Below are 23916 nucleotides of genomic sequence, written 5' to 3'. Positions count from 1 at the left end.
TCAAAGTAAACTACCTCGGAACAAGCCAGCAAGATATTGGTAAGAAACTGAATTTTAATTTTCGAAACTAATCATTAGGGTATTATACCCGTTAATGGTGTCATTTAAATAGTGTAGTAGATAAGTTGGTCCTACATGATTACAAAACTTGATCTTCGGTTTTTCTGATACTCATCTTCAGAACAGTCCTGACCATCTTTACAATCATTAACAGGGCGACTTTCACCAAAACCAATATAAGATACTATTCTGTTTTTAGATATATTTTTACTAATAAGATAGTTATAGATAGATTCTGCTCTCTTTTGCGAAAGATCTAAGTTATAATGTTCACCTCCTCGACTGTCTGAATGAGTTTCTATTTTAATAATCATTTCAGGATATTGTTGAGTCATTACCTCCACAACACGATCCAATTCTACTTCAGCTTTCTTGGTGATGTCCCATTTATCAAAGTCGAAATAAATTTCATTAAGATGAATAAGGTCGTTAATAGTTTTAGTTAATTTTAATCGAGACGTTAAAGATGACTCAGGATCTTTTTTAACTTGTACGATGTCTTCGGGTTGTATACCGCCATTATCAGATTGATTGGATTTTTTGGTCTTATCAAAATCTCCTGGTGCTACCTGTGCAAGTTTGCCATCTAACTGTTTTTTAGGGATGGCAACCAAACTGCTTGCATTTGGACAGTTAAGTGTGCTTATATCGATAGCAAGTCTAAATTGGTAGTAATCAGGTAAATTACATGCATTGATATGATTATACCCTTTTGAATATTTTGTCGTTTCATTTAAAGTACCATTAAATTCGGCAATTACAGGTTGATCAATTATGGTGATATCGTCTATAGAATCAATAGATTCGCAGGAGGTATCTACAACCACGTTGTACTTTATATGAAAAGGTTCGCTGTCCATTTTTACCATCTTATTCGGAACTATGAAACTTAGCGTACCAGAAGCTTTATCAAATTTGGTTTTTATTTTTTTAGATGGAAGTACAAGAGATTCTTCAGAAAAAATAACGTTTGTTGGAAGCACATCCTTGATGATCGTATTTTTTGCATCATCATTACCATCGTTGTAAATAGTAAGATTATAGGTAAGTTCTTGTTTTGGAGATAAAACATCCTCAGGATGTACATAACTTTTATCTGCGTATTGTGATCTTTTTATAATTTGAATGGCAGGTTCATAAATATCGACACTAAAAGCAACAGCCATTACCGAATACCCATCATTGTCTGTAGACAACCTAAATTTAGCTTCCGTTTGATTATTACCTATAATACTATTACGAATATTTTTTATTTCAAATAAATCGGCATCGTATCCTAAGGTGTTAGAACTTGCAGGAACTCTAGTTCTTACATTTCTACCATTTTCGGTAATATTAGCATTAAAAAAATTGTTCATTGGGTTGGCACCGTCTGTCAAGCTTTTGTATTTATGAGTTTCATTTGACATTACTTGAAAACGATCTCCTCGTATCCCTTTGTCACCTTCAAAAGCGATCACTCCAATTTTTCCATGTACCGCTCCATTCGGAATGGTTTGAAAATTATCAAAAGAAAAAGCTACAGGTTTTGCTTTAGAATCTATATTTACAAAACCGTCGTATACATAAAATCTTTTTCTAGGTTTTGTATGATCTTCGTAAATAATAATCATAGTCCAACCACCTGTAAGACCATTACCTAATGTTTGATCGTTATTCACCTCAGATGTAGTTGCAGGAATATTAGCAAGCGTATACGTTCCAAAAGGATTGTCTAAATCTAAAACTTCTTCAGTAATATCTTTAAAACAAGAATATTGCTTAAATAAAGCATCACTATCCTTATAATAATCATGAATTATCTGCCCATCAGTAATATCGGAGTATGATTGATGATCTGGGTATTTTATTTTGATGGATGTAATATCATGATCACGCTTTTCATCGGCGTAAGCTGCCGTCCAATATAAGCCTACATGCTTAATAGCATTACACTGTGCATCAATCACAAAATCTGCACTACTAGAGTTAAACGTGGTAGGATCGTTATCTATATCGATAAAGCCCATTTGAAACTGATTATTCAGTCCTCCTTCATTATAGCTTTTATTCGGATCAAAAATACCTGATCCATCATCATTGCTTACTTTGCCTAAAATAGTATTGGATACAAATTTAAAATCTCCTCTAAAAGTAAACTCTGTACGCTTTTTTAGAGGAACTTCTACTTGCCCATGACTCATAAAAGAACATACGAGGTATGCTATGAGTAGGTGTATGATTTGAAATCGGGCTTGACTTCTTACTATTTTTCTATCTTTTTCCACTTCTCTATCTTTTTACCCTTTAAATGATAATGACAATTACTATTCAAACTGTCGCTGGGAAACACTTTAATCTGAGGGAAAACCGTATGTAAATTTATATGATAGCACTTAATAATTTAAGGAAAAAACATGTTTTTCGATATAAGTGATGCTTTTATCGATTAAAAACAGATGTTTATGGTATTCATTTTCAATCATTTGTGCCCTTTTTAGTTTATAAAAATCATAGTTTGAATATTAATTTATTCAACTTTACAGTCTTAAAACTGTTTACCTTTTCTTAAAGAACGCTTTTTATAATCTAAATATTTAGAATTGTTAAACCTTATGCTTAAACTTGTATTCTTATAACTTTTTTTTTGAAAAAATAGTATCTGGTAGATAAACTAAACCCTGGTGTTGAAGTTGTTATTGATCAAAAGATTTCTGGAAAGAATCCAATTGGAATATTGATAAAAAATAAAAATAGGTAAATGAAGACTTTATACATGATAAGGCATGCTAAATCCTCTTGGGAGTTTGATGTGTCAGACAAAGAAAGACCTCTTAATGCAAGAGGGTTAAGAGATGCCGATTTAATTGGTGAAAAGCTAGGGACTATAGTAAAATCGATAGATAAGGTGTTGAGTAGTCCTGCGAAAAGAGCACATCATACAGCTCAAATAGTAGTGAAGCACTTATCCTTTCCTGAAGAAATTTTAGAAGTAATTTCTGATTTGTACGATTTTGAAGGCAATCAGGTTCTTGATGTTATTAAAAATTGTGACGACAATATTAATGATTTGATGATTTTTGGGCATAATCATGCCTTTACTTCTATCGTAAATATGCTTGGGAGCGAAAGGATCGACAATGTGCCAACAGCAGGAGTAGTCGTTTTGCAGTTTGATGTGGAAAAATGGCAAAAGATTAATGTAGGAAAAACCTTATTAATACTTTTTCCTAAAGCATTGCGATAATGATAGATGTTGTTACTAATCAATATGTGAATAGAGAATTAAGCTGGTTACAATTTAATGCCAGAGTACTTCAGGAAGCTGCAGATGATAGTGTTCCACTACTAGAAAGGTTACGATTTATTGGAATATTCTCAAACAATCTTGATGAGTTTTTTAAGGTGAGATATGCAACAATTAAAAGAATAGACCTCGCTGGTAAAGATGGAAAAAACGTATTAAAGGGAACTACGGCGAGCGATCTGTTGGAAAGAATTACAGATATTGTGATCAAACAACAGGCTCAAAGTTTAGAAACCATTGAAGAGATACGCAACAAACTCAAGGATCACCATATTTTTATTATTGATGAGAAGGAAGTAGCTCCTGATCAGGATGCTTTTATTCGAAACTATTTTGTAAGTAAGGTTAGTCCTGCCTTAGTTACCTATATCTTAAATGATCTCGAACAGCTTCCTCACCTTAAAGACAGTGTAGCATATCTTGCCGTAAAACTTGTGCTGAATGAAAAAATACCAAAGGAAGGAAGAATCTCAAAGATTTTGCAGCAAACCACTAAAGAACGAATCTATGCGCTTATCGAAATACCAAAAGATACAGATCGGTTTGTGGTACTTCCTGAAAAAGAAGGGAAGCAATATATCATTATGCTAGATGATCTCATACGATATTGTATGCATATCAATTTTAGTATCTTTAATTATAATAGAGCTTCAGCTCATATGATAAAAATAACCAGAGATGCTAAGTTGGATTTTGATAATGATCTTAGTAAAAGTTTTATTCAAAAAATATCAAGTAGTGTAAAATCCCGTAGAGATGGCGAACCCGTTAGATTTGTATATGACAAAACTATAGAAAAAGATACCCTTGATTTTTTAATGCAAAAAATGGGAGTAGATAATAGCGATAGTATTATTCCTGGTGGGCGATACCATAATCGTAGAGATTATATGAATTTTCCAGATTTGGGAAATCAAGATCTTGTTTATCAGCAAATTACACCCTTAGCTATACCTGGGCTCGTGCTACAAGGCAGTCTTTTGGATAAAATTGCAAAAAAAGACTTTTTACAATACACACCCTATCATACATTTTCATATACAGTAAAATTTCTAAGAGAGTCGGCTATCGATCCCAAAGTAAAGAGTATTAAAATTACGATTTACAGACTAGCTTCTATATCTCACATTGCGAGTTCATTAATTAACGCCGCAAAAAACGGAAAAAAAGTAACAGTACAAATCGAGCTACAAGCCCGTTTTGATGAAGCTGCCAATATTACATATGCCGAGCAAATGCAAAGAGAAGGCATTCACTTGATTTTTGGAGTTCCTGGGTTGAAAGTACATTGTAAAGCTTGTGTAATTGAACGTGAAGAAAATGGAAAATTAAAACGATATGGTTTTATAAGTACTGGGAATTTTAATGAATCTACTGCGCGAATATATACTGATTATACACTATTCACTACCAATGAAGCTATCTTAAAAGAAACCAACAAAGTGTTTAAGTTTTTTGAAATAAATTATAAAGTAAATCGATACAAGCACTTATTGGTTTCTCCACATTACACGCGGTCTTCTTTGGTGAAGTTGATCGATAAAGAGATTGCAAACAGTAAAGAAGGAATCTCGGCTTCTATCAAATTGAAACTAAATAGCTTGAGTGATTATGATATGATTGATAAATTGTATGAGGCTAGTCGGGCAGGTGTAACTATAGACTTGATCGTTCGCGGAATATGTTGTTTGATACCCGGTATACCAGGAATGAGTGAGAATATTAGAGCAATAAGTGTAGTCGATAAATTTTTGGAGCATCCACGCTTATTCATCTTTGAAAATGGAGGCAAAACAAAAGTATATATTTCATCTGCAGATTGGATGACACGCAACCTTGATAGAAGAGTTGAGATTTCATGCCCTATTTATGATGAAGATATCAAGCAAGAGCTTATAGAAACGTTTGATATTAGTTGGAATGATAACGTAAAGGCAAGAAGATTTTCTAAAGATCAGGATAATGCGTACATTCGAAATGATAAGACGAGAATAAGGTCACAAGTTGCTATTTATGACTATTATCTTAATAAATTAGGAAATTAACTATTTTGTTGACTATAGAAAAATATGGAGCCATAGACATAGGCTCTAATGCAATCCGGTTACTAATAAGTAGTATTCACGAAGAAGAAGGTCAAACCACACGATTTAAAAAAACCAGTCTCATTCGGCTTCCAATTCGTTTGGGTACCGATGTATTTAAAACCAACCGTGTTTCAGAAGAAAATATTACAAGAATGATTGATACGATGCAAGCGTATCGTTTACTGATGAAGACTCATAAAGTGGTTCGATATAAAGCTTGTGCCACATCGGCTATGCGGGAGGCTGAAAACGGCAAAGAAGTGGTCGCTTTAATTAAAGAAAAAACCGGAATACATATTAATATTATTGACGGAAAAGATGAAGCAGCTATTATTGCAATGACCGATCTTCACGAACTTATTAATACAGATGCCACCTATTTGTATGTCGACGTAGGTGGTGGAAGTACCGAATTTACATTATATCATAATGGAAAAACAATTACATCCAAGTCCTTTAAACTAGGAACAGTAAGGCTACTTGAAGGTTTGGTACAAGAAAGTATATGGAATGATGTTGAACGATGGATCACACAACATACCAAAAACTACACAAGGGTATCCCTGATAGGTTCTGGAGGGAATATTAATAATATTTTTAAGAATAGTGGGAAAAGCCCGGGAAAACCTATTTCCTTTTTATACTTAAGTTCGTATTATAAATTATTAAATTCACTTACGTATGAAGATAGAATTTGGCAACTCAATCTCAACCAGGATAGGGCAGACGTTATAGTACCAGCCACGCGTATTTATTTGTCTGCAATGAAATGGAGTAAAGCAAAAAACATTTTCGTACCTAAAATAGGTCTGTCTGATGGGATTATCAAATCTTTGTACAATAGTAAATTGAAAGAGCAAAATAGTCGTAAAACTTAGTTTTCTTGCAATTAAGTTTCTTGAATATCTTAATTTGACAACGTTTAATAATTTAAACCCAGAAATGGGTTCACTTTAAATTCAGTATATTTACTTTGTAATTCGTAAATGTTCGAGAGCTTACTATGGATCAAGCTATATCAAAAAACCATGATCATTTATGTGTAAACAACCCATTATCTACAGTATATAATGAACTTAAATCTAGCTTTATGAAAAGAAAATTACTAGTAACAACTTTATTTGTAGTATTTGCTACTTTATTAATTACAGCACAAGAAGCTTCTTACGGAGTACGATTGGGTGCTAATCTTAGCAGTATCAACTCTGATGATATCCCTGAAAATCTGGAAGATAGCCGTTTCGGAATTGTTGTTGGATTTCTTGCTGAGTATCCTATGTCTGAAAGACTAAGTATACAACCAGAGTTTCAATACTCTGCTCAAGGAAATGATGATGAATCACTGCGTGTAGATTATTTGCAAGTACCTATCCTTTTTAAATATCATCTTGCTGATAAATTTAATATACATCTTGGTCCGCAAGTTGGACTTAAAATATGGGAGTGGGAACAAGATGGTGAATTAGAAGCAGACTTTTCTACTTTTGATTTTGCACTGGTTGCAGGATTGGGTGTAAACCTTACCGAAAATTTCTTTGCAGACCTTCGCTATGGTTTTGGTTTAACTAATGTATTCGATGAAGAACGCATACCCGATGGATTTGAAGGAAATAATCGAAATATACAGCTGTCGTTTGGGTATAGGCTGTAATCAATAGAATTCCTTCGAGACTCTGTTTAGTTTGTAGTGAACAGACATTAAGGCTTATAGAATCAAGAGCCGAGACAAAAAGATAGTCTAGTTTCTTGATTCTCAAAGCGAAGCGATATTTATTCTAATATCCCAGGCGGCGCTGCCTAAGAGTAGTTCATTACCATAAACTTTTAAAGAGGAAATGGTATTATGACTAACCGTGAATAGTTTCCTGTGTGCTTAGACCTTCCATAATTTTAGCTTCAAAAGTAAGTAATTCCTGCCATTTTAGATCTACTTCTTTGCGATCACCATATTGCCTTGCAAAATTTAAAAACATCGTATAGTGGTTAGCTTCACTTACCATAAGATCTCTGTAAAACTTGGCCAATACCGGATCTTTCAGTTCTTCAGATAATAATTTGAAACGTTCACAACTTCTGGCTTCAATAAGCGCTGCATACAAGAGTCTATGGACTAATTGAGTGGTTCGGCTTCCTCCTTTTGGAAAAAAAGTGACTAATTTGAGTACATAATCGTCTTTACGATCTCTACCCAAAACCCAACCTCGTTCTATAATTTTGTCATGAACCATTTTAAAATGACTAATTTCTTCTTTAACCAACTTTGTCATTTCTTGTACGAGTTCTGTATATTCTGGAAAACTTACAATTAATGATATCGCTGTAGCAGCCGCCTTTTGTTCGCAATACGCATGATCTGTAAGAATTTCTTGAATATTTTTTTCTACGATATTCACCCATCTAGGGTCGGTAGGAAGTTTTAAGCCAAGCATTGTATTCGATTTTTTTGGTATGTTAAGCTGTAATACCTGCCCGCCTTATTCTAAATAAAATGGCAGGCGGGGATTTTAAAATGTATAATTCGGGTTTAAGACACGATATTTTAGCAAAGGTATAATAATATTAGAATAATATTAGCATGGCTTAGCATTGAAGTAGACGAGTGTAGCTATATATCCAGGTCAAAAGATGACCTTAATTTATCAATAAGCGGGTTTTTCTCTCTCAGCTTTTCATATTTATCCTGCGGTGTAAAGGCATACTTTTTAGAAGCTTCTTCGTTAACAGTAATAACAAGTTCGACACTATAATTATTTAATTTTTTATATAAGAAATGAAAAAAACCTGGTAGTGCTTGCTCCAGATCAACTTTCATAGATTGATTAGGGAGTTCTAAATGAATTTTATCTTCTTTGAGCACAGGAATATTCATGGCAAACATAGAACCTAAAATACGTTCTCCTTTCTTGTCTTGTATTTTACCATACTCAATCCAAACAGCCTGCATTTCAGATTCGGTAAAATCCTCTGTAGGTAAATTTTTTGGATCAACTATGCTATCTGTCTTTTTACCTTCGTGCTCTTTTTTCTTTTTAATGCTACTCAATGAAAGTCCCGACGTTTTTCGTTCTCGGGTAATCATTGGCTTCTTTTCTAGTAGTACCGGGTTTGCTATTTGAGTTTCTTCTGAATGTAGCGACTCGGTTGTTTCTACCAGATTAGTTTTTTCTTCAATTGTTTGAGAAGGTGCAGTTTCAAGATGATGTATTATTTCTCGATGTTGCGAATCAGCTTTTTCTTTTACGTCTTTCGGAATTTTAACAGCTTTAATTCCCTTATCTTTGAAGTAGGAAGGAGGAATTATGTAGGGTTGCTCATTTTTTTTTTCTCCGTCCGGTTGATGATGGACAGAGGCAAGTTGCATCAAACACAATTCGACCAACAGTCTTTGATTCCGACTGTTTTTATAGTTCAAGTCGCAATCATTAGCAATATCAATACCTTTAATCAAAAATTGCTGAGTGGCTTTTTGCGACTGTTCTAAATATTTTGTTTTCGTCTGAGGGCCCACCTCTAGTAAATCGATGGTCACTTGATTTTTACAAACAAGAAGATCTCTAAAATGCGAAGCCAGCCCTGCTATAAAATGATGACCATCAAAACCTTGAGCCAAAATTTCATTAAATTGCACCAACAACTGCGGAATATGATGTTCTAAAATTAAATCTGTTGTTTCAAAATACGTTTCGTAATCTAGTACGTTTAGATTTTCGGTAACGGCTTGCCTTGTCAAGTTTTTTCCACTAAAACTAACTACTCTATCAAACATGGATAAAGCATCCCGCATGGCACCATCTGCTTTTTGAGCTATAATTTGCAGCGCATCTTCCTCCGCATTGATTCCTTCTTGAGCTGCTACTTTCATTAAATGATTCTTGGCATCTGTTACCGTAATTCTTTTGAAATCAAATATCTGGCAACGTGATAAAATGGTGGGAATGATTTTATGCTTTTCTGTAGTTGCTAGTATAAATATAGCGTGTTTAGGAGGTTCTTCAAGTGTTTTCAGAAATGCATTAAAAGCAGCTTGGGATAGCATGTGTACTTCATCAATAATATACACTTTATATTTTCCTACTTGTGGTGGGATGCGCACTTGATCTATAAGACTTCGAATATCGTCTACAGAGTTGTTAGATGCAGCATCCAGCTCAAAAATGTTAAAAGCAAAATCTTCGTCGGGATGCTCCTTGCCGTCCTGATTAATTTTTTTTGCCAAAATTCTTGCACAAGAGGTTTTACCCACACCTCTCGGACCGGTAAATAGTAGGGCCTGAGCAAGGTGATTATTTTCTATAGCATTAAGCAGTGTATTGGTAATAGCCTGTTGCCCTACGACATCTGCAAAGGTTTGAGGCCTATATTTACGTGCTGATACTATAAAATGTTCCATTGTAGCAAAGTTAAAAATTGCAGTTAAACTTAAAATCCTGTCGTATTCTTTTTATACGGTAGTTATCAACATAGTATTTTAACCCGTAATAGATTTTATAATGCATAATTCAGTTTTAATAGCATCTATCAAATCGTTAAATGAACACTTAATATATAAAATATGGATATAATCTTACACATAGCGTAAAAATATACCAGTATCAATTAAAGTATCTGAAGTTTTTTAATCTGACGTTAAGTATATAGTTCTAACTACTTTTGAGACCAATAAGAAAATGCTGCGTGAGAGTCTCCCTAATTTTCAAGCCATTATCACCTCGCTCGCGCCAGAATGTTTCTGATGCCGTCAAAAATGGGCGGCAAGAGTAAGAAATATTATAGAAATATTCATAATCTATTTATGAAATAGGTCGTGGTTTTGTTTTTACCGCTGGTTCCAGTTGTCAGAGCTTTGTTTCATTGCCCCCTGATGCCACTAGTATGGGCTACCGCTAGTTTTCAAAACTAGTGGCGGTACAGCTTGGCAAGGTAAGAGTGATAAAAATGTAGTTACAACAGCCACGACATATAATTGATATAGGTTGCAGTTTTTGTTTTTTAAAAAGTCAATTTTTGCGGGTCTTGATAATTGTTCCAAAAGCGTAGCAATGTAATGGTATCGGCTTGTACTTCATAGAACAGGGTAATTTGTTTTACGACCACTACATGATAGATATCTTCACGATTAGTGGGTTTAAAGATAATGTTGCCAGTTTTTACCTGCTCGATGAGTTCTTCTACTTTGTCCACAAAAGCAGCAGCATCTTTAATGGTCCATTCTTCAAGTAAGTAATTGATATTGTTCCAGTACTCCAAACTGGCTTGGCTAGACCAAATAATTGCTGTCATTACCTGTTTTTGAATAGTTGAGGAAATCGTTTTCTGGTCTCTTTCATTACTTCTTCGTGGGACATTCCTCCATCTTTTTTAACCGATTCTAAGGCCTTGTCAATAGCTTTTTCCTGCGTGTCAGAAAGGATATAGACATCTTGCTGTAAATCTTTTTCTAAACCCCTATATTTTTCTTTAATTCTATTCCAGTCTTCTATGGGTATAATTACACTTTTCGGTGTCCCATTGCTATCTGATATATATTGTAAATCCATAATTTTTAAATTTTTAAGAAGCGTAAGCTCTTTTGGTTTTAAAATCCTTTAAAAAAGTATTTATAGTAAGCAACAAAGCTTAATTTATCTTATAGTGAACGGTAGTAGCTACAGGTACTGTTTTATTGTTCTCATACCGGGAGACAATCTTCTTATCCATACTGATCATTTTCCCCAATTCTTCTTAAGAAAACTTTTTTTCATTTTGATTACTAGATAATCTTTCACCAAATGCTTTCATGATAATTTTATCATAAAACTATAATATTATAAAATAATACTACTACAAAAGTATAGATAAAATAAGTGTTTTTACAATGTTGTCTACATTATCTGTTAAAATATGGCAAGTCTAATCATCTAATACAATTATTATAATACTTTTACACCAAGCAGATCACCTTATCGCGGCTTTGGTCGAGGAAAGTCCGGACACCGTAGCGCAGTATAGCGGGTAACGCCCGTCCGTCGCAAGACGAGGACAAGTGCAACAGAAAGTATGTACAGGTAATGCTGTAGTGAAACCAGGTAAACTCTATACGGTGCAACGCCATGTAAACCAGCTTTAGAGGGTTGCGCGCCCAATGTTGGAGGGTAGGCGGTTAGAGCTAGTAAGTAATTGCTAACCTAGATAAATGATAAGGGTCTTGAAATCGTGGTATCTCAGGAAACAGAATCCGGCTTATGATCTGCTTTTTTAAATAGATAGATAGTGTAGACTTACTAATTTGATAAAAAAGTTTAAACCCCATCAAATTTTACTCTCAATTTTCTTGTACCTTGTGCCCAAAAGAAAACGAATATCATGAAAATTGCTATTGTTTGTTACCCTACTTTTGGGGGTAGTGGTGTAGTCGCCACCGAACTCGGGATTGCTCTCGCCAAATTAGATCATGAAGTACATTTTATAACATACAAACAACCGGTTCGACTAGACTTGTTGAATCCCAATATTCATTTTCATGAAGTAAACGTTCCTACGTATCCTTTGTTTCTTTATCAGCCATATGAACTTGCCTTGTCGAGCAAGCTAGTAGGTATGATTAAAAAATATAAGATAGACGTATTGCATGTACACTATGCCATCCCGCATGCATATGCAGGATATATGGCAAAAAAAATGTTAGAAGAAGAGGGAATACATATTCCTATGGTGACCACACTTCATGGTACCGATATCACTTTAGTGGGGAATCACCCTTATTACAAACCGGCAGTAACCTTTAGTATTAATAATAGTGATATTGTAACCTCAGTGTCTCAAAATTTGAAAGAAGACACCTTACGATTATTCCGAATTCGAAAAGAGATACAGGTAGTTCCCAATTTTATAGATGTAAGTCATCAAAAAACTGATTTTACCGATTGTCAGAGAGAGCTTATGGCCACACCAGAAGAACGTATCGTAACACATATTAGCAATTTTAGAGCGGTGAAACGAATACAAGACATTATTGCTATTTTCGATACGATACAAAAAAGAATGCCGGCTAAGTTATTAATGATAGGAGAGGGGCCAGAGCGCAAACCGGCTGAAGAAAAATGTAAAGAATTGGGGATAAAGGATAAAGTTATTTTCTTCGGAAATAGTAATGAAGTCGATAAAATCCTATGTTTTTCAGATTTATTTTTACTTCCTTCAGAAAGAGAAAGCTTTGGTTTAGCTGCTCTCGAAGCCATGGTCAATAAAGTTCCTGTTATATCGAGCAATGCCGGTGGAATTCCTGAAGTAAACAATCACGGAATCTCTGGATTTTTAAGTGAAGTAGGCGATATTGACGATATGTCTAAAAATGCAATCGAGATCCTTAAGGATGACTACACACTGGAAAAATTCAAACAAAATGCGTATCACGAGGCACAAAAATTTGATGTAAATGTAATCGTTCCTAAATATATTGCTTTATACGAAAGTGCGTTAGCAATAACTTAGGAACGATTCTATATATCTAAAAAAGAGTGTCTAACTTACTTAGAACTTATATCTAACAGATAATCCCCAGTCAATTTCAAGATCATCAGTATTATCAGTAACACCAAATTCTGGTCGAATATCAAAAGATAACTGCAGAGGGATGGCAAAGTTATACTCAATTCCTACAGTACCTGCTATAAAAAGATCAAACTCGCTGTCGCTTTCAGTAAAGTCAGAATCAAAAGTAAGATATCTTAATGAGGCACCTGGACCTACATACCAATATAGCCCTTTATTAATCCCGAATACCCAGTGATATAATCCCGTCAGTTTATAAAGATCAAAATCTAAGCCTCCTTCATCTTCACTGCGCCATCCAAAATCTAATTCGATACGGTTGTCGCTACTTACCATACGTTGATAAGTTGCTTCTAGACCAAGTCCCGTATCGTCTTTATCACCTAATCTAAGACCAATTGCATTCTTAGACAAACTTTCTTGTGCTTCTGTAATCCCTGTAAACGCAATAAAGAAAACTACAATAATTAAAATTTGTTTTTTCATAATAATAAATTTGGTTTCGTTGTTTAAACGCGTCGAATATAACGTGACAAATGTTGTATTATGCCAATTGCAATCTTAAATTTTTGTTAATATTCTATTCTTCTATCGTGATTTCATATCTGTACTTTCGAATATTTTATCGGCTGAATCGGCTATAAACCCATTAAAAAGAGTACCATCCGGTTTTTTGTAACGAAACGCAAATTCATAATAACATGAGGTGATTTCTTTAACACTTTCTTTGAATTTTACAGTCACGGTATCAGCCAAAATACTCGATTGCTCTAAAAGTAAAGACGGACTCCCTTTTATTTCACCACCAGAAGAATTCATTTTAAAATCATTCGACTTCAAGAAATCATTTACTTCTTGTAGCGATTTGAATGACTTTAAAGAATTAATGTTTATGGTAAAATGATTAGAACAAAAACCGTTAACATACATCCAGGCGGCATACTCAGATTCCTGTAAAAGTTTTTCATATACCTGAAGTGAAGGAGTTGCCCAAACGCGACCTTTTAAAATCAGCTTCTCATCCTCAAATAGTTGAGGATCGACTTCATCCAAAATCAAATGAACGTGTTTTTGAAGTTCTTCAGAAAATTTTTCAACTAGTAATTCACTAATGAAAATTTTTGGTGCATAAGCATCCGTTTGATGTTCAAAATGTTTCGCGTACAGTTTCTTTTTTTTAAAATGATATTCGCCTTTTGGTACATAACCTATGGCCAAAAAAGGTTGAGCGAGAACATCAATACCTACTCTTGGATCATTAAAGGTACGTATGGCAATATGGTCGTTTTGTACAGTTTCTCCTTTTTCTTCAAACATCTTTTTTACCTTTAAGGCAGAGGGTGTCTTTTTTACATATTGCTTCCATAATTCCTGAAACAAATCAGTAGTAGCTATTTTCATATTTTACAGTATTTTTAATTAATAAAACAAAATTTTCACAATCCTAATTATTGTATACGTTATACAAGATAATATATTGAACTGGTTTAAACTTTTTTCAATTTGCTAAAAAAATGCCGTTTTTGCACCTAAATCAAAAAAGTTTAAACCAATTCATTGTAAAATTACTAGTTTTGACAACGTGTCGGTATATTTTGACATTAAGTTGAGTATAAATTAGCAATCCTACAGTGGGGAAGGTGTGGCAGGAACAGATCGCTTTATTTGTTTTGATACTCATTTTTAAGCGACAAGTTTCATAGGATGGTACTGTAACACGATAAAATCATGAAGAATAGAAAAGCATTAGAAATACTAAATCAACAACTAGAAGGAGAACTTTGTTATGATGATCTTAGTAAGGCTTTATATGCCACAGATGCTTCTGTATATCGCAGCATACCCTTGGCTGTCGCATTTCCCAAATCTGATCAGGATGTTAAAATATTGATAAAATTCGCTTCTGAAAATACTATAGGTCTCATCCCAAGAACTGCCGGGACTTCGCTTGCTGGTCAGTGTGTAGGTGATGGTATTGTAGTCGACGTATCGAGATATTTTACTAAAATTCTTGCAGTAGATCCAGAAAAAAAGACGGCTGTTGTACAACCTGGAGTTATTCGCGATGATCTTAATCGATATGTAAAACCTTATGGTCTGTTTTTTGGTCCTAACACATCTACTTCTAATCGATGTATGATTGGTGGTATGGTAGGTAATAATAGTAGCGGAACAACATCGATACAATATGGGGTCACTCGAGACAAAGTTTTAGAACTACATACTATTTTGTCTGACGGAAGTGATGTCGTTTTTTCTGAAATTTCTGCAACAGCGTTTCATAAAAAGAAAGCACTGCCTACACTCGAAGGTAAAATCTATCAATACATAGCTAATGAATTTTCTTCAGAAGAAGTACAACAACATATCCTGGATAGTTTTCCAAAACCAGAAATACATCGTCGTAACACGGGATATGCCATTGATGAATTAATTGATAATGAAGTGTTTGCTACTAATAGTGAACCTTTCAATATGTGCAAGTTATTAACGGGTAGCGAAGGAACCTTGGCATTTACAACGCAAATTACAGTACAATTAGACGAATTACCTCCTACAGAAACTCTCATGATTGCAGCACATTTTGCTACTATCGATGATTGTATGAATGCTGTTGCACCTTTGATGAAGCATAATTTGTTCACTTGCGAAATGATGGATAAAACCATATTAGATTGTACCAAAAATAATTTGGAGCAGGCTAAAAATCGCTTCTTTATTGTTGATGATCCTATGGCTATTCTGCTATTAGAGTTGCGAAGTGATACGATTAAGGAACTTAAGCATCAGCAACATGAAGTATTAGAAACATTGAATAATTTTACTTCTAGTTATGCAAACCCGATACTGCAACATAAAGAGATCAATCAAGCGTTAGAACTGCGCAAAGCAGGCTTAGGTTTATTAGGAAACATTGTGGGTGACAAGAAAGCAGTGGCTTGTATCGAAGATACAGCGGTGGCTATATCTGATTTGGCTGATTATATTGCCGAGTTTACCGTTTTGATGGAAAAACATCAACAACAATCGGTATATTATGCCCATGCCGGAGCCGGAGAAATTCATCTTCGGCCTATTTTAAATCTGAAAAAGAATGAAGATGTAGTGCTTTTTAAGAAAATTACCGATGATGTTGCTGCTTTAGTTAAAAAATACCGTGGTTCTATGAGTGGCGAACATGGGGATGGTATCGTTCGAGCCCGTTACATTCCGCTAATGATCGGAGAAAAAAATTATGAAATTCTCAAACGTCTTAAAAACACTTTTGACCCCCAATGTATTTTAAATCCAGGTAAAATTGTAGATGCCTTTCCTATGGATCAAAAACTGCGCTATGAGATAGATCGCAAAGAACCTGAAATTACTACTCTTTTCGATTTTACCGATTCTTTAGGAATTCTTCGAGCTGCCGAAAAATGTAACGGGAGTGGAGATTGCCGAAAATCAGTAGAAGCCGGGGGTACCATGTGCCCTAGTTATAGAGTCACCAAACAAGAAAAAGATACTACAAGAGGTAGAGCAAATGCATTGCGCGAGTTCTTAACCACTAGTGATAAAATAAATAAGTTTAATCATAAAGAGCTTAAAGAAGTTTTTGATCTTTGTCTTAGTTGTAAGGGATGTGCTAGTGAATGTCCTTCTACAGTAGATGTAGCCTCATTAAAAGCAGAGTTTGAGTATCAATATCAAAAAGAAAACGGAGTTTCATTAAGAACAAAACTCTTTGCCTACAATACAAAATTAAACGAGCTGGGAAGAAATGCAGTAAGCCTTACCAACTTTATGCTTGGGAATAAACTCACTTCTAGCCTTATTAAAACGGTTTTTTCGATATCCAAACATAGAACTCTCCCTCGTTTAAGCAAGCAATCTTTAGAAACCTGGTGTAGCAAAAACCTCGAAAGCATACAACCAAAAAGACCGATTCGAAGTATTTACTTTTTTATAGATGAGTTCACTAATCATTTGGATACTGGTATAGGAATTGATGCTATTACACTATTAACAAAGTTAAATTATGAAGTTCGCGTAGTGCATCATAAAGAAAGCGGTAGATCTTTTATATCTAAAGGTTTGCTAGAGCAAGCCAAGCAAATAGCAAATCATAATGTTACTATTTTTTCAGATATAGTTACAAATGAAAGTCCGCTTATTGGTCTTGAGCCTTCAGCTATTTTAACTTTTAGAGATGAGTATTCAAGACTTTCAGATCATAAGGAACTTGCTATATCATTAGCAAAAAACACCTTCATGCTAGACGAATTTATTTCTTCTGAGATTTCTAGAGGTGTCATAACGTCTAATCAGTTTACCACGAAAGCTGCTACTATAAAATTGCATGGTCACTGTCATCAAAAGGTACTTTCTAACATACATCATAGTTTTACGATATTAAATCTCCCCGATAATTTTAAAGTTACCATTATTCCCTCGGGTTGCTGCGGTATGGCAGGATCATTTGGTTATGAAAAAGAGCATTATGACCTTAGTATGAAAGTGGGGGAGCAAACCTTATTCCCGGCTGTTCGAAAAGCAAGCTACGACACTTTGATTGCTGCTGTAGGAACCAGTTGCAGGCATCAAATTTGGGACGGAACCAAACGCCAGGCGTTGCATCCTGCCAGTATTCTTAGAAATGCGCTATGCGATGAAACAGAACAACATTAATCTTTTACTATTTGTTGAATGGTAGCTACTAGTATTTCTGATTCTAGATGATCTATATCCTTCAAATCATCTTGTACATCTGTTTTCGTGGCAAACTGTTCTTCTTGATAATGAACTAATTTCCACTTTTTGTCATGATACTCTAACGAAGTTAAATTTTCGATCCAATCACCAGAATTTAGGTAAACGCATGATCCCTTTTTACTAGTAAACTTTCGCATTTGTGGTTGGTGTATATGTCCGCAAACTACATATTGATAGTTATTTTCAATAGCCAACTCTGCAGCAACGTCTTCAAAATCACTAATGTATTTTACAGCTTTTTTTACGCTATTTTTTATAGTTTTTGACAATGAAAATTTTTCTTTACCCAAACGTATGAGAACCCAATTCATAACTTGATTACATACAATAAGCATATCATATCCCCATCCACCTAATTTTGCAAGCCATTTTGCATTTTGAATAGAAGCATCAAAAACATCACCATGAAAAAACCACGCCTTTTTTCCGTCAAGCTTCAGAACCAGTTTGTCTACCAATTTAAAATCCCCAATTTGGGTATCACTAAATTTTCTAAGCATTTCATCATGGTTTCCAGTGATGTAAATAACTTCGGTACCTTTAGCAGCAAAAGATATGATCTTTTTGATCACTTTTAAATGTGATTTGGGAAAATAACGTTTCCTGAATTGCCAAATGTCAATAATATCGCCGTTTAAGATAATTTTTTTCGGTTTAATACTATTTAGGTATTGAAGTAGTTCTTTGGCTTGACAACCATAAGTTCCTAAATGAACATCTGATATAACCACAAGATCGACAATTCTCTTTTTCATAGATGATACTTGGCCTTACAAATAAACTATTCAATTTTAAAAAATTTGTTAAGTTAATATGATAAGATTGTTATCTATTTCGAATTGACGCTTTACGTTACTCGTTCTTTCAAAATCTACAATGGATTAGTAGCGTAATAATATACATTTTTCTATGATCTTTTTGGATTGGAACAATTACATTTGTGAAAATTTATAATTTATGGCCGGAAACTCATTTGGAAAACTATTTAAACTTTCTACGTTTGGTGAATCTCATGGTGTAGCCATTGGCGGAATTATCGATGGATGTCCGGCAGGAATCGAACTTGATTTGGATGCTATTCAACAAGAACTGGATCGTCGTAAACCTGGTCAATCAGCGATTGTAACCCAGCGAAAAGAGCCAGATACCGTAGCATTTTATTCTGGTATTTTTGAAAGCAAAACAACGGGAACCCCCATTGGATTTGTTATCCAAAATGCTAATCAAAAATCAAAAGATTATTCTCATATCAAAGATTCTTATCGGCCTTCGCATGCCGATTATACCTATGACCAAAAATACGGCATTCGTGATTACAGAGGTGGAGGAAGATCATCGGCTCGAGAGACTGCTAGCCGAGTAGTTGCAGGAGCAATTGCCAAACAGGTTTTGCCTGATATCAAAATAAATGCTTATGTAAGCAGCGTAGGTACGCTTCAACTACAAAAGACACACACCGAACTAGACTTTTCTCTTACCGAAGATAATGCAGTGCGTTGTCCAGATCCGGATATGGCACGTCAAATGGAACAGTACATTAAACAAATACGAAAAGAAGGAGATACCGTAGGAGGTGTAGTAAGTTGTGTTATTAGCGGTATGCCAATTGGTTTGGGAGAACCCGTATTTGATAAGCTTCATGCAGAATTGGGTAAAGCCATGCTTTCAATTAATGCTGTTAAGGGATTCGAATATGGCAGTGGATTCAAAGGTGCAATGCTAAAAGGGAGTCAACATAATGATTTATTCAATGCCGATGGCTCTACACAAACCAATCTGTCCGGAGGTATTCAAGGAGGGATCTCTAACGGAATGGATATTTATTTCAATGTCGCATTCAAACCTGTAGCTACGATTATGCAAGATCAAGAAACAATTGATAACAAAGGTAATACTGTCACTATGCAAGGTAAAGGAAGACACGACCCTTGTGTAGTACCCAGAGCAGTTCCTATTGTAGAAGCTATGGCTGCATTGGTTGTAGTTGATAATTGGTTACTAAACAGAACGGTTAAGAAGTAGGAGTGGGCTTATTTGGTTTTGGAGTTTTTGAGTTTTTGAGTTTTTGAGTTTTTGAGTTTTGAGTTTTTGAGTTTCAGAGTTTCAGAGTTTCAGAGTTTCAGAGTTTTTGAGTTTCAGAGTTTTGGAGTTTTGGAGTTTTGGAGTTTTGGAGTTTTGGAGTTTTGGAGTTTTGGAGTTTTGGAGTTTTGGAGTTTTGGAGTTTTGGAGTTTTGGAGTTTCAGAGTTTCAAAGTTTTTGAGTCTTTGAGCCTTTGAGTCTTTGAGTTTCAGAGTTTCCAAAGAAATAAGCTTAAAACTGCCCAAAACACTCTCAAACCTTGACAGATCACGTTTACGGTACTCTAGTATGGCTATGCTACTATAATACACTCGCCAAAAATCATGTCTTAAAACTCAAATTTTCAATAACGTTCAGATGAAACGCTTACATGTATATATACTAAAAGTGTTATCGTTTTTTTATTTTTAATTTATATCTTCGAAGCCTTTAGGCTAAAAATTTTAAACATTCACATGAAAAAAATTGCGTTACATTGGAAGATCATGATCGGAATGCTACTGGGCATCGTATTTGGATTTTTAATGACCACCGTTTCCTGGGGAAAAGAATTTACCGGTGACTGGATTGCACCACTAGGTACGATTTTCGTGAATTTATTAAAGCTTATTGCTGTTCCGTTGATACTGGCTTCTTTGATCAAAGGAATTTCAGACCTCAAAGATATTTCAAAATTCAAAACTATAGGAGGGCGAACTATTGGTATTTACATCATCACTACGATAATAGCCATTACTATAGGATTACTGATAGTAAATGTGACCAAACCTGGTAACGGAATCACAACAGAGACCATAGATAAATTGACCTCAGAATATGCTAATAACGCTAAAATTACAGAACGTATCAATGAAGCTGGTAGACAAAAGGAAAGCGGTCCGCTGCAATTTATAGTAGATATGGTTCCCCAAAATGCAGTTGCCGCCATGAGTGACAATAAGTTGATGCTGCAAGTCATATTTTTTGCTATATTTTTGGGTATTAGCATGCTTCTTATTAATCCAACGCAGGCAGAACCTTTAAAACACTTTTTTGATAGTCTTAATGAAGTTGTTCTTAAGATGGTAGATCTCATTATGTTAACTGCTCCATATGCCGTATTTGCACTGTTGGCTAATGTAGTAGTAACTTCTGATGATCCTGATATTTTGTTAGCCTTACTAAAATATGCTGCTGTTGTATTAACGGGATTATTACTAATGATTGTTTTTTATTGTTTACTCGTTTCAGCAATCACTAAAAAATCACCATTTTGGTTTTTAAAACAGATAAGTCCTGCGCAATTATTAGCATTTTCTACAAGTTCTAGTGCGGCGACCCTGCCTGTTACTATGGAAAGAGTTGAAGAGCATATTGGAGTAGATAAAGAAGTATCGAGTTTTGTATTGCCCGTAGGTGCAACGATTAATATGGATGGTACTAGTCTCTATCAAGCGGTAGCATCGGTATTTATTATGCAGGTATTATGGCCAGAGGGATTAACATTTAGTAATCAAATTACCATAGTGTTAACCGCTCTATTAGCTTCAATAGGCTCTGCTGCGGTACCGGGTGCAGGAATGGTAATGCTGGTGATTGTTTTAGAAGCCATTGGCTTTCCTTCTGATAAATTACCTATAGGGCTTGCTTTGATTTTTGCAGTAGACAGACCTTTGGATATGATGCGAACAGTAATTAACGTAACCGGAGATGCAACTGTGTCTATGATCGTAGCAAAATCTGTAGGAAAACTAGGTGAACCTCATGTTAAAGAATGGGATGATCACTATGAGGAAGTGAAGTAAGAAATAAGAAGACTACACTATATATTACATCATAAATAGGTCATTTCACTAATGCATCAACACAAAGAAAAGGAAATAAAAAAAGTACTACACGATGTATATGATTCCACTAGCTTCAGAAAATTGGGGCATCAAGTGGTAGATATGATTGCAGATCATATAGAAAAGGTGCAAACAGACATAAATCATCCTGTTCTTAATTATCAGGATCCGGAAAAAGAATTAGAGTTTTGGAAACAAGATTTTTCTTCAAATTCAACTATTTCAGAAGTATTTAGAAATATTCTAGACCATTCTATTAGCGTTCATCACCCTCGCTATATCGGGCATCAAGTTTCTGTGCCAGCACTAGTCTCTGGAATCGCAGGACTTATGTCTGATACATTAAGTAATGGAACAGGAGTTTATGAAATGGGGATGGCATCGAACGCCATAGAAAAAATTATCACCGATCTAGTAGCAAAAAGAATTGGGTACAACACGCAAGCTTCGGGTTTTTTAACCTCTGGAGGTACATTAGCTAATCTCACCGCTCTTTTAGCGGCCAGAAAGGCTAAAGCACCCTCTGCGATTTGGGAAGATGGCCATCAGGAGAAATTGGCAGTCCTGGTGTCTGAAGAAGCACATTATTGTATAGATCGAGCTGCGAGAATTCTCGGGATGGGTAGTGATGGTATTATCAAGATTCCTGTCGATGATCATTTTCGGATAGATACTAAAATACTCGACACCTATTATCAACAGGCAAAGTCAGATGGATTTACAGTTATCGCAATCGTAGGATGCTCTTGTTCAACCTCGACAGGATCTTATGATAACTTAAATGCTCTAGCCGATTTTGCAGAAAAATATCAACTTTGGTTTCATGTTGATGGGGCGCATGGCGGAGCTGTACTATTTTCTAATCAATACCAACATTTGGTTCATGGGATATCGCGTGCTGACTCTGTAGTCATCGATTTTCATAAAATGTTAATGGTTCCTTCATTAAATACAGGGCTTATTTTCAAGAGATCTGAGGATGCTTATAAAACATTTGAACAAAAAGCGCAATATTTATGGGATTCGCAGCATACAACAGAATGGTATCACTCGGGAAAAAGGACTTTTGAATGTACCAAATCGATGATGGCAATTAAAATATATGCTATCCTTAAAACATATGGTGAAGAAGTTTTTGAACTTAATGTGGATACCTTATATAATTTAGCTTCATTATTTGCTGAACTCATAAAACAACGACCAAATTTTGAACTGGCATTACAACCTGAAGCAAATATTGTTAATTTTAGGTATCTTACTGCGAAAGATGAAAATCTGAATGCCTTTAATTCTAAACTAAGAGAACAAATTGTTACCTCTGGTAAATTTTATATTGTACAAACCCGGCTTAACGGAAATGTGTATTTAAGAACATCTATAATGAATCCCTTGACCCAAAAATCAGATCTTATTGCACTATTAGATTTTATTGAAATGCTGGTTGCATCTTAGTAGTATACGATCATGTTACTAATTTTGTTTGAAAAGAACATAACAAAATGATTCATTTGTAGTTATATAATATAATACTGCTAAATAGTATAATTACTCAGTTCTTATGAATCGCATTTTTCTATTAATTTGTATTGCCCTACACACATTATCAAGTTGTAGTAACGACGATAATTCGTCTATGAATCCCGATGCGAATATTCTTGATTTTAATGGTCAATGGCATCTAATAAATGTCAGTGGTGGATTTGTAGGGCTTGATCATAACTTTGATCGGGGAGTAGTGGTGTGGAGTTTTAATGATACAGGTAATACAGTAACTATTGTAAATAATAATAATGATAGTACCATACAAGACCTATTGCCAACAGGAACCTATAGGTATTCTATTATATCTGTGAGAGGTAATCAAGAATTTATTCTTGATGATATTAATCGAGGTAATTTCGAACGTACTGCGAACGGATTTAATATTACAGAATCATTTAAAGACGGACTGAAATTTATATTTCAACGCTAGCACGTTTATTCATCTTTCTTGATTGACACATTAGAGTAGGGGTAATTTCCCCTATCGAAAATCAGTTATACTCCCCTAATATTGTGTTATTCTTATCTATATTTTTGATGTATAGCTAAATCAAAATAAAAAACACTTACGATTTTATATTGATTTAGCTTAAGTAATCACACAAGTTAACATCAAAAAAATGAAAAAATTATTACTACCTATTGCTCTAATTACTTTTGCAATCATATGTCTGGGGATCATACACATCGATAATGTTAATCAACTGGATGCTCAATCCAAAGAGTTAAGAAAAAAACATCAACGTAAAACAAA

General features: G+C 34.7%; 18 protein-coding genes and 1 other RNA gene. 11 read left to right on the top strand and 8 right to left on the bottom strand.

Annotated features, from left to right (window positions below; all coding sequences use genetic code 11):
* Positions 1-131 precede the first annotated feature (131 nt).
* Entirely contained in the window at positions 132-2327 is a 2196-nt protein-coding gene (locus J8281_RS19995) for an OmpA family protein (RefSeq protein ID WP_210198536.1), read from the bottom strand.
* A gap of 473 nt (positions 2328-2800) precedes the next feature.
* On the opposite strand from J8281_RS19995, the gene J8281_RS15360 reads away from it, so the two are divergent.
* From J8281_RS15360 to J8281_RS15345, 4 genes are all read left to right on the top strand, one after another.
* A complete protein-coding gene (locus tag J8281_RS15360; RefSeq protein ID WP_210198535.1) occupies positions 2801-3286 on the top strand; it encodes a histidine phosphatase family protein in 486 nt (161 codons plus the stop codon).
* A complete protein-coding gene (gene ppk1, locus J8281_RS15355; protein WP_210198534.1) occupies positions 3286-5391 on the top strand; it encodes a polyphosphate kinase 1 in 2106 nt (701 codons plus the stop codon). Before J8281_RS15360 ends, ppk1 begins: the two co-directional genes overlap by 1 nt.
* 5 nt (positions 5392-5396) lie before the next feature.
* Positions 5397-6311: a Ppx/GppA phosphatase family protein gene (locus tag J8281_RS15350; protein WP_210198533.1), complete on the top strand. Its 915-nt coding sequence runs from the start codon at positions 5397-5399 to the stop codon at positions 6309-6311.
* A 212-nt stretch (positions 6312-6523) separates the two neighbouring features.
* On the top strand, positions 6524-7084 hold the full coding sequence (locus tag J8281_RS15345; protein ID WP_210198532.1) for a porin family protein: 561 nt from the start codon (positions 6524-6526) through the stop codon (positions 7082-7084).
* A gap of 196 nt (positions 7085-7280) precedes the next feature.
* Here J8281_RS15345 and J8281_RS15340 read toward each other — a convergent pair whose 3' ends face one another.
* From J8281_RS15340 to J8281_RS15325, 4 genes are all read right to left on the bottom strand, one after another.
* Positions 7281-7862, bottom strand: a complete 582-nt coding sequence (locus J8281_RS15340; RefSeq protein WP_210198531.1) for a tRNA-(ms[2]io[6]A)-hydroxylase — start codon at positions 7860-7862, stop codon at positions 7281-7283.
* Between the two features lie 176 nt (positions 7863-8038).
* Positions 8039-9823 carry a DNA polymerase III subunit gamma/tau gene (locus J8281_RS15335; RefSeq protein ID WP_210198530.1) on the bottom strand — a complete coding sequence of 595 codons (1785 nt, stop codon included), beginning with the start codon at positions 9821-9823 and terminating at the stop codon, positions 8039-8041.
* A gap of 599 nt (positions 9824-10422) precedes the next feature.
* Positions 10423-10713 carry a type II toxin-antitoxin system RelE/ParE family toxin gene (locus J8281_RS15330; RefSeq protein WP_210198529.1) on the bottom strand — a complete coding sequence of 97 codons (291 nt, stop codon included), beginning with the start codon at positions 10711-10713 and terminating at the stop codon, positions 10423-10425.
* Complete coding sequence (locus J8281_RS15325) at positions 10713-10970, bottom strand: hypothetical protein (RefSeq protein WP_210198528.1); 258 nt, start codon at positions 10968-10970, stop codon at positions 10713-10715. The genes J8281_RS15330 and J8281_RS15325 overlap by 1 nt, the downstream gene beginning before the upstream one ends.
* A 389-nt stretch (positions 10971-11359) precedes the next feature.
* Here J8281_RS15325 and rnpB point away from each other — a divergent pair.
* Positions 11360-11670: RNase P RNA component class A (rnpB, locus tag J8281_RS15320), an RNA gene on the top strand.
* A gap of 105 nt (positions 11671-11775) precedes the next feature.
* Positions 11776-12903: an N-acetyl-alpha-D-glucosaminyl L-malate synthase BshA gene (gene bshA / locus J8281_RS15315; protein WP_210198527.1), complete on the top strand. Its 1128-nt coding sequence runs from the start codon at positions 11776-11778 to the stop codon at positions 12901-12903.
* A gap of 39 nt (positions 12904-12942) precedes the next feature.
* Here the strand turns inward: bshA and J8281_RS15310 are convergent, their stop codons facing one another.
* Positions 12943-13449 carry an outer membrane beta-barrel protein gene (locus tag J8281_RS15310; protein ID WP_210198526.1) on the bottom strand — a complete coding sequence of 169 codons (507 nt, stop codon included), beginning with the start codon at positions 13447-13449 and terminating at the stop codon, positions 12943-12945.
* Positions 13450-13551: 102 nt separating this feature from the next.
* The gene (locus J8281_RS15305; RefSeq protein WP_210198525.1) at positions 13552-14364 is read right to left on the bottom strand and encodes a DUF1338 domain-containing protein; all 813 of its coding nucleotides are present in this window, start codon (positions 14362-14364) and stop codon (positions 13552-13554) included.
* Between the two features lie 327 nt (positions 14365-14691).
* Between J8281_RS15305 and J8281_RS15300 the strand changes: the two genes are divergently transcribed.
* Complete coding sequence (locus J8281_RS15300; RefSeq protein WP_210198524.1) at positions 14692-17631, top strand: FAD-binding and (Fe-S)-binding domain-containing protein; 2940 nt, start codon at positions 14692-14694, stop codon at positions 17629-17631.
* On the opposite strand, the gene J8281_RS15295 is transcribed toward J8281_RS15300, so the two are convergent.
* Positions 17628-18470, bottom strand: a complete 843-nt coding sequence (locus J8281_RS15295) for a UDP-2,3-diacylglucosamine diphosphatase (RefSeq protein WP_210198523.1) — start codon at positions 18468-18470, stop codon at positions 17628-17630. The two genes, J8281_RS15300 and J8281_RS15295, sit on opposite strands and share 4 nt — an antisense overlap.
* Before the next feature lie 202 nt (positions 18471-18672).
* Between J8281_RS15295 and aroC the strand changes: the two genes are divergently transcribed.
* The 4 genes from aroC to J8281_RS15275 all read left to right on the top strand — a co-directional run bounded on the left by aroC (position 18673) and on the right by J8281_RS15275 (position 23592).
* Positions 18673-19737: a chorismate synthase gene (gene aroC / locus J8281_RS15290; RefSeq protein ID WP_210198522.1), complete on the top strand. Its 1065-nt coding sequence runs from the start codon at positions 18673-18675 to the stop codon at positions 19735-19737.
* A 512-nt stretch (positions 19738-20249) separates the two neighbouring features.
* On the top strand, positions 20250-21578 hold the full coding sequence (locus tag J8281_RS15285; RefSeq protein WP_210198521.1) for a dicarboxylate/amino acid:cation symporter: 1329 nt from the start codon (positions 20250-20252) through the stop codon (positions 21576-21578).
* 51 nt (positions 21579-21629) lie between these two features.
* Positions 21630-23072 carry an aminotransferase class I/II-fold pyridoxal phosphate-dependent enzyme gene (locus J8281_RS15280; RefSeq protein ID WP_210198520.1) on the top strand — a complete coding sequence of 481 codons (1443 nt, stop codon included), beginning with the start codon at positions 21630-21632 and terminating at the stop codon, positions 23070-23072.
* Between the two features lie 106 nt (positions 23073-23178).
* Positions 23179-23592: a hypothetical protein gene (locus tag J8281_RS15275; protein WP_210198519.1), complete on the top strand. Its 414-nt coding sequence runs from the start codon at positions 23179-23181 to the stop codon at positions 23590-23592.
* Positions 23593-23916 lie beyond the last annotated feature (324 nt).

Origin of the sequence: Aquimarina sp. U1-2 (genome assembly GCF_017897595.1) — a bacterium.
Lineage (GTDB): Bacteria > Bacteroidota > Bacteroidia > Flavobacteriales > Flavobacteriaceae > Aquimarina.
Note: the sequence above shows the minus strand (reverse complement) of the source record. Positions and strands in the feature narration are given on the sequence as shown.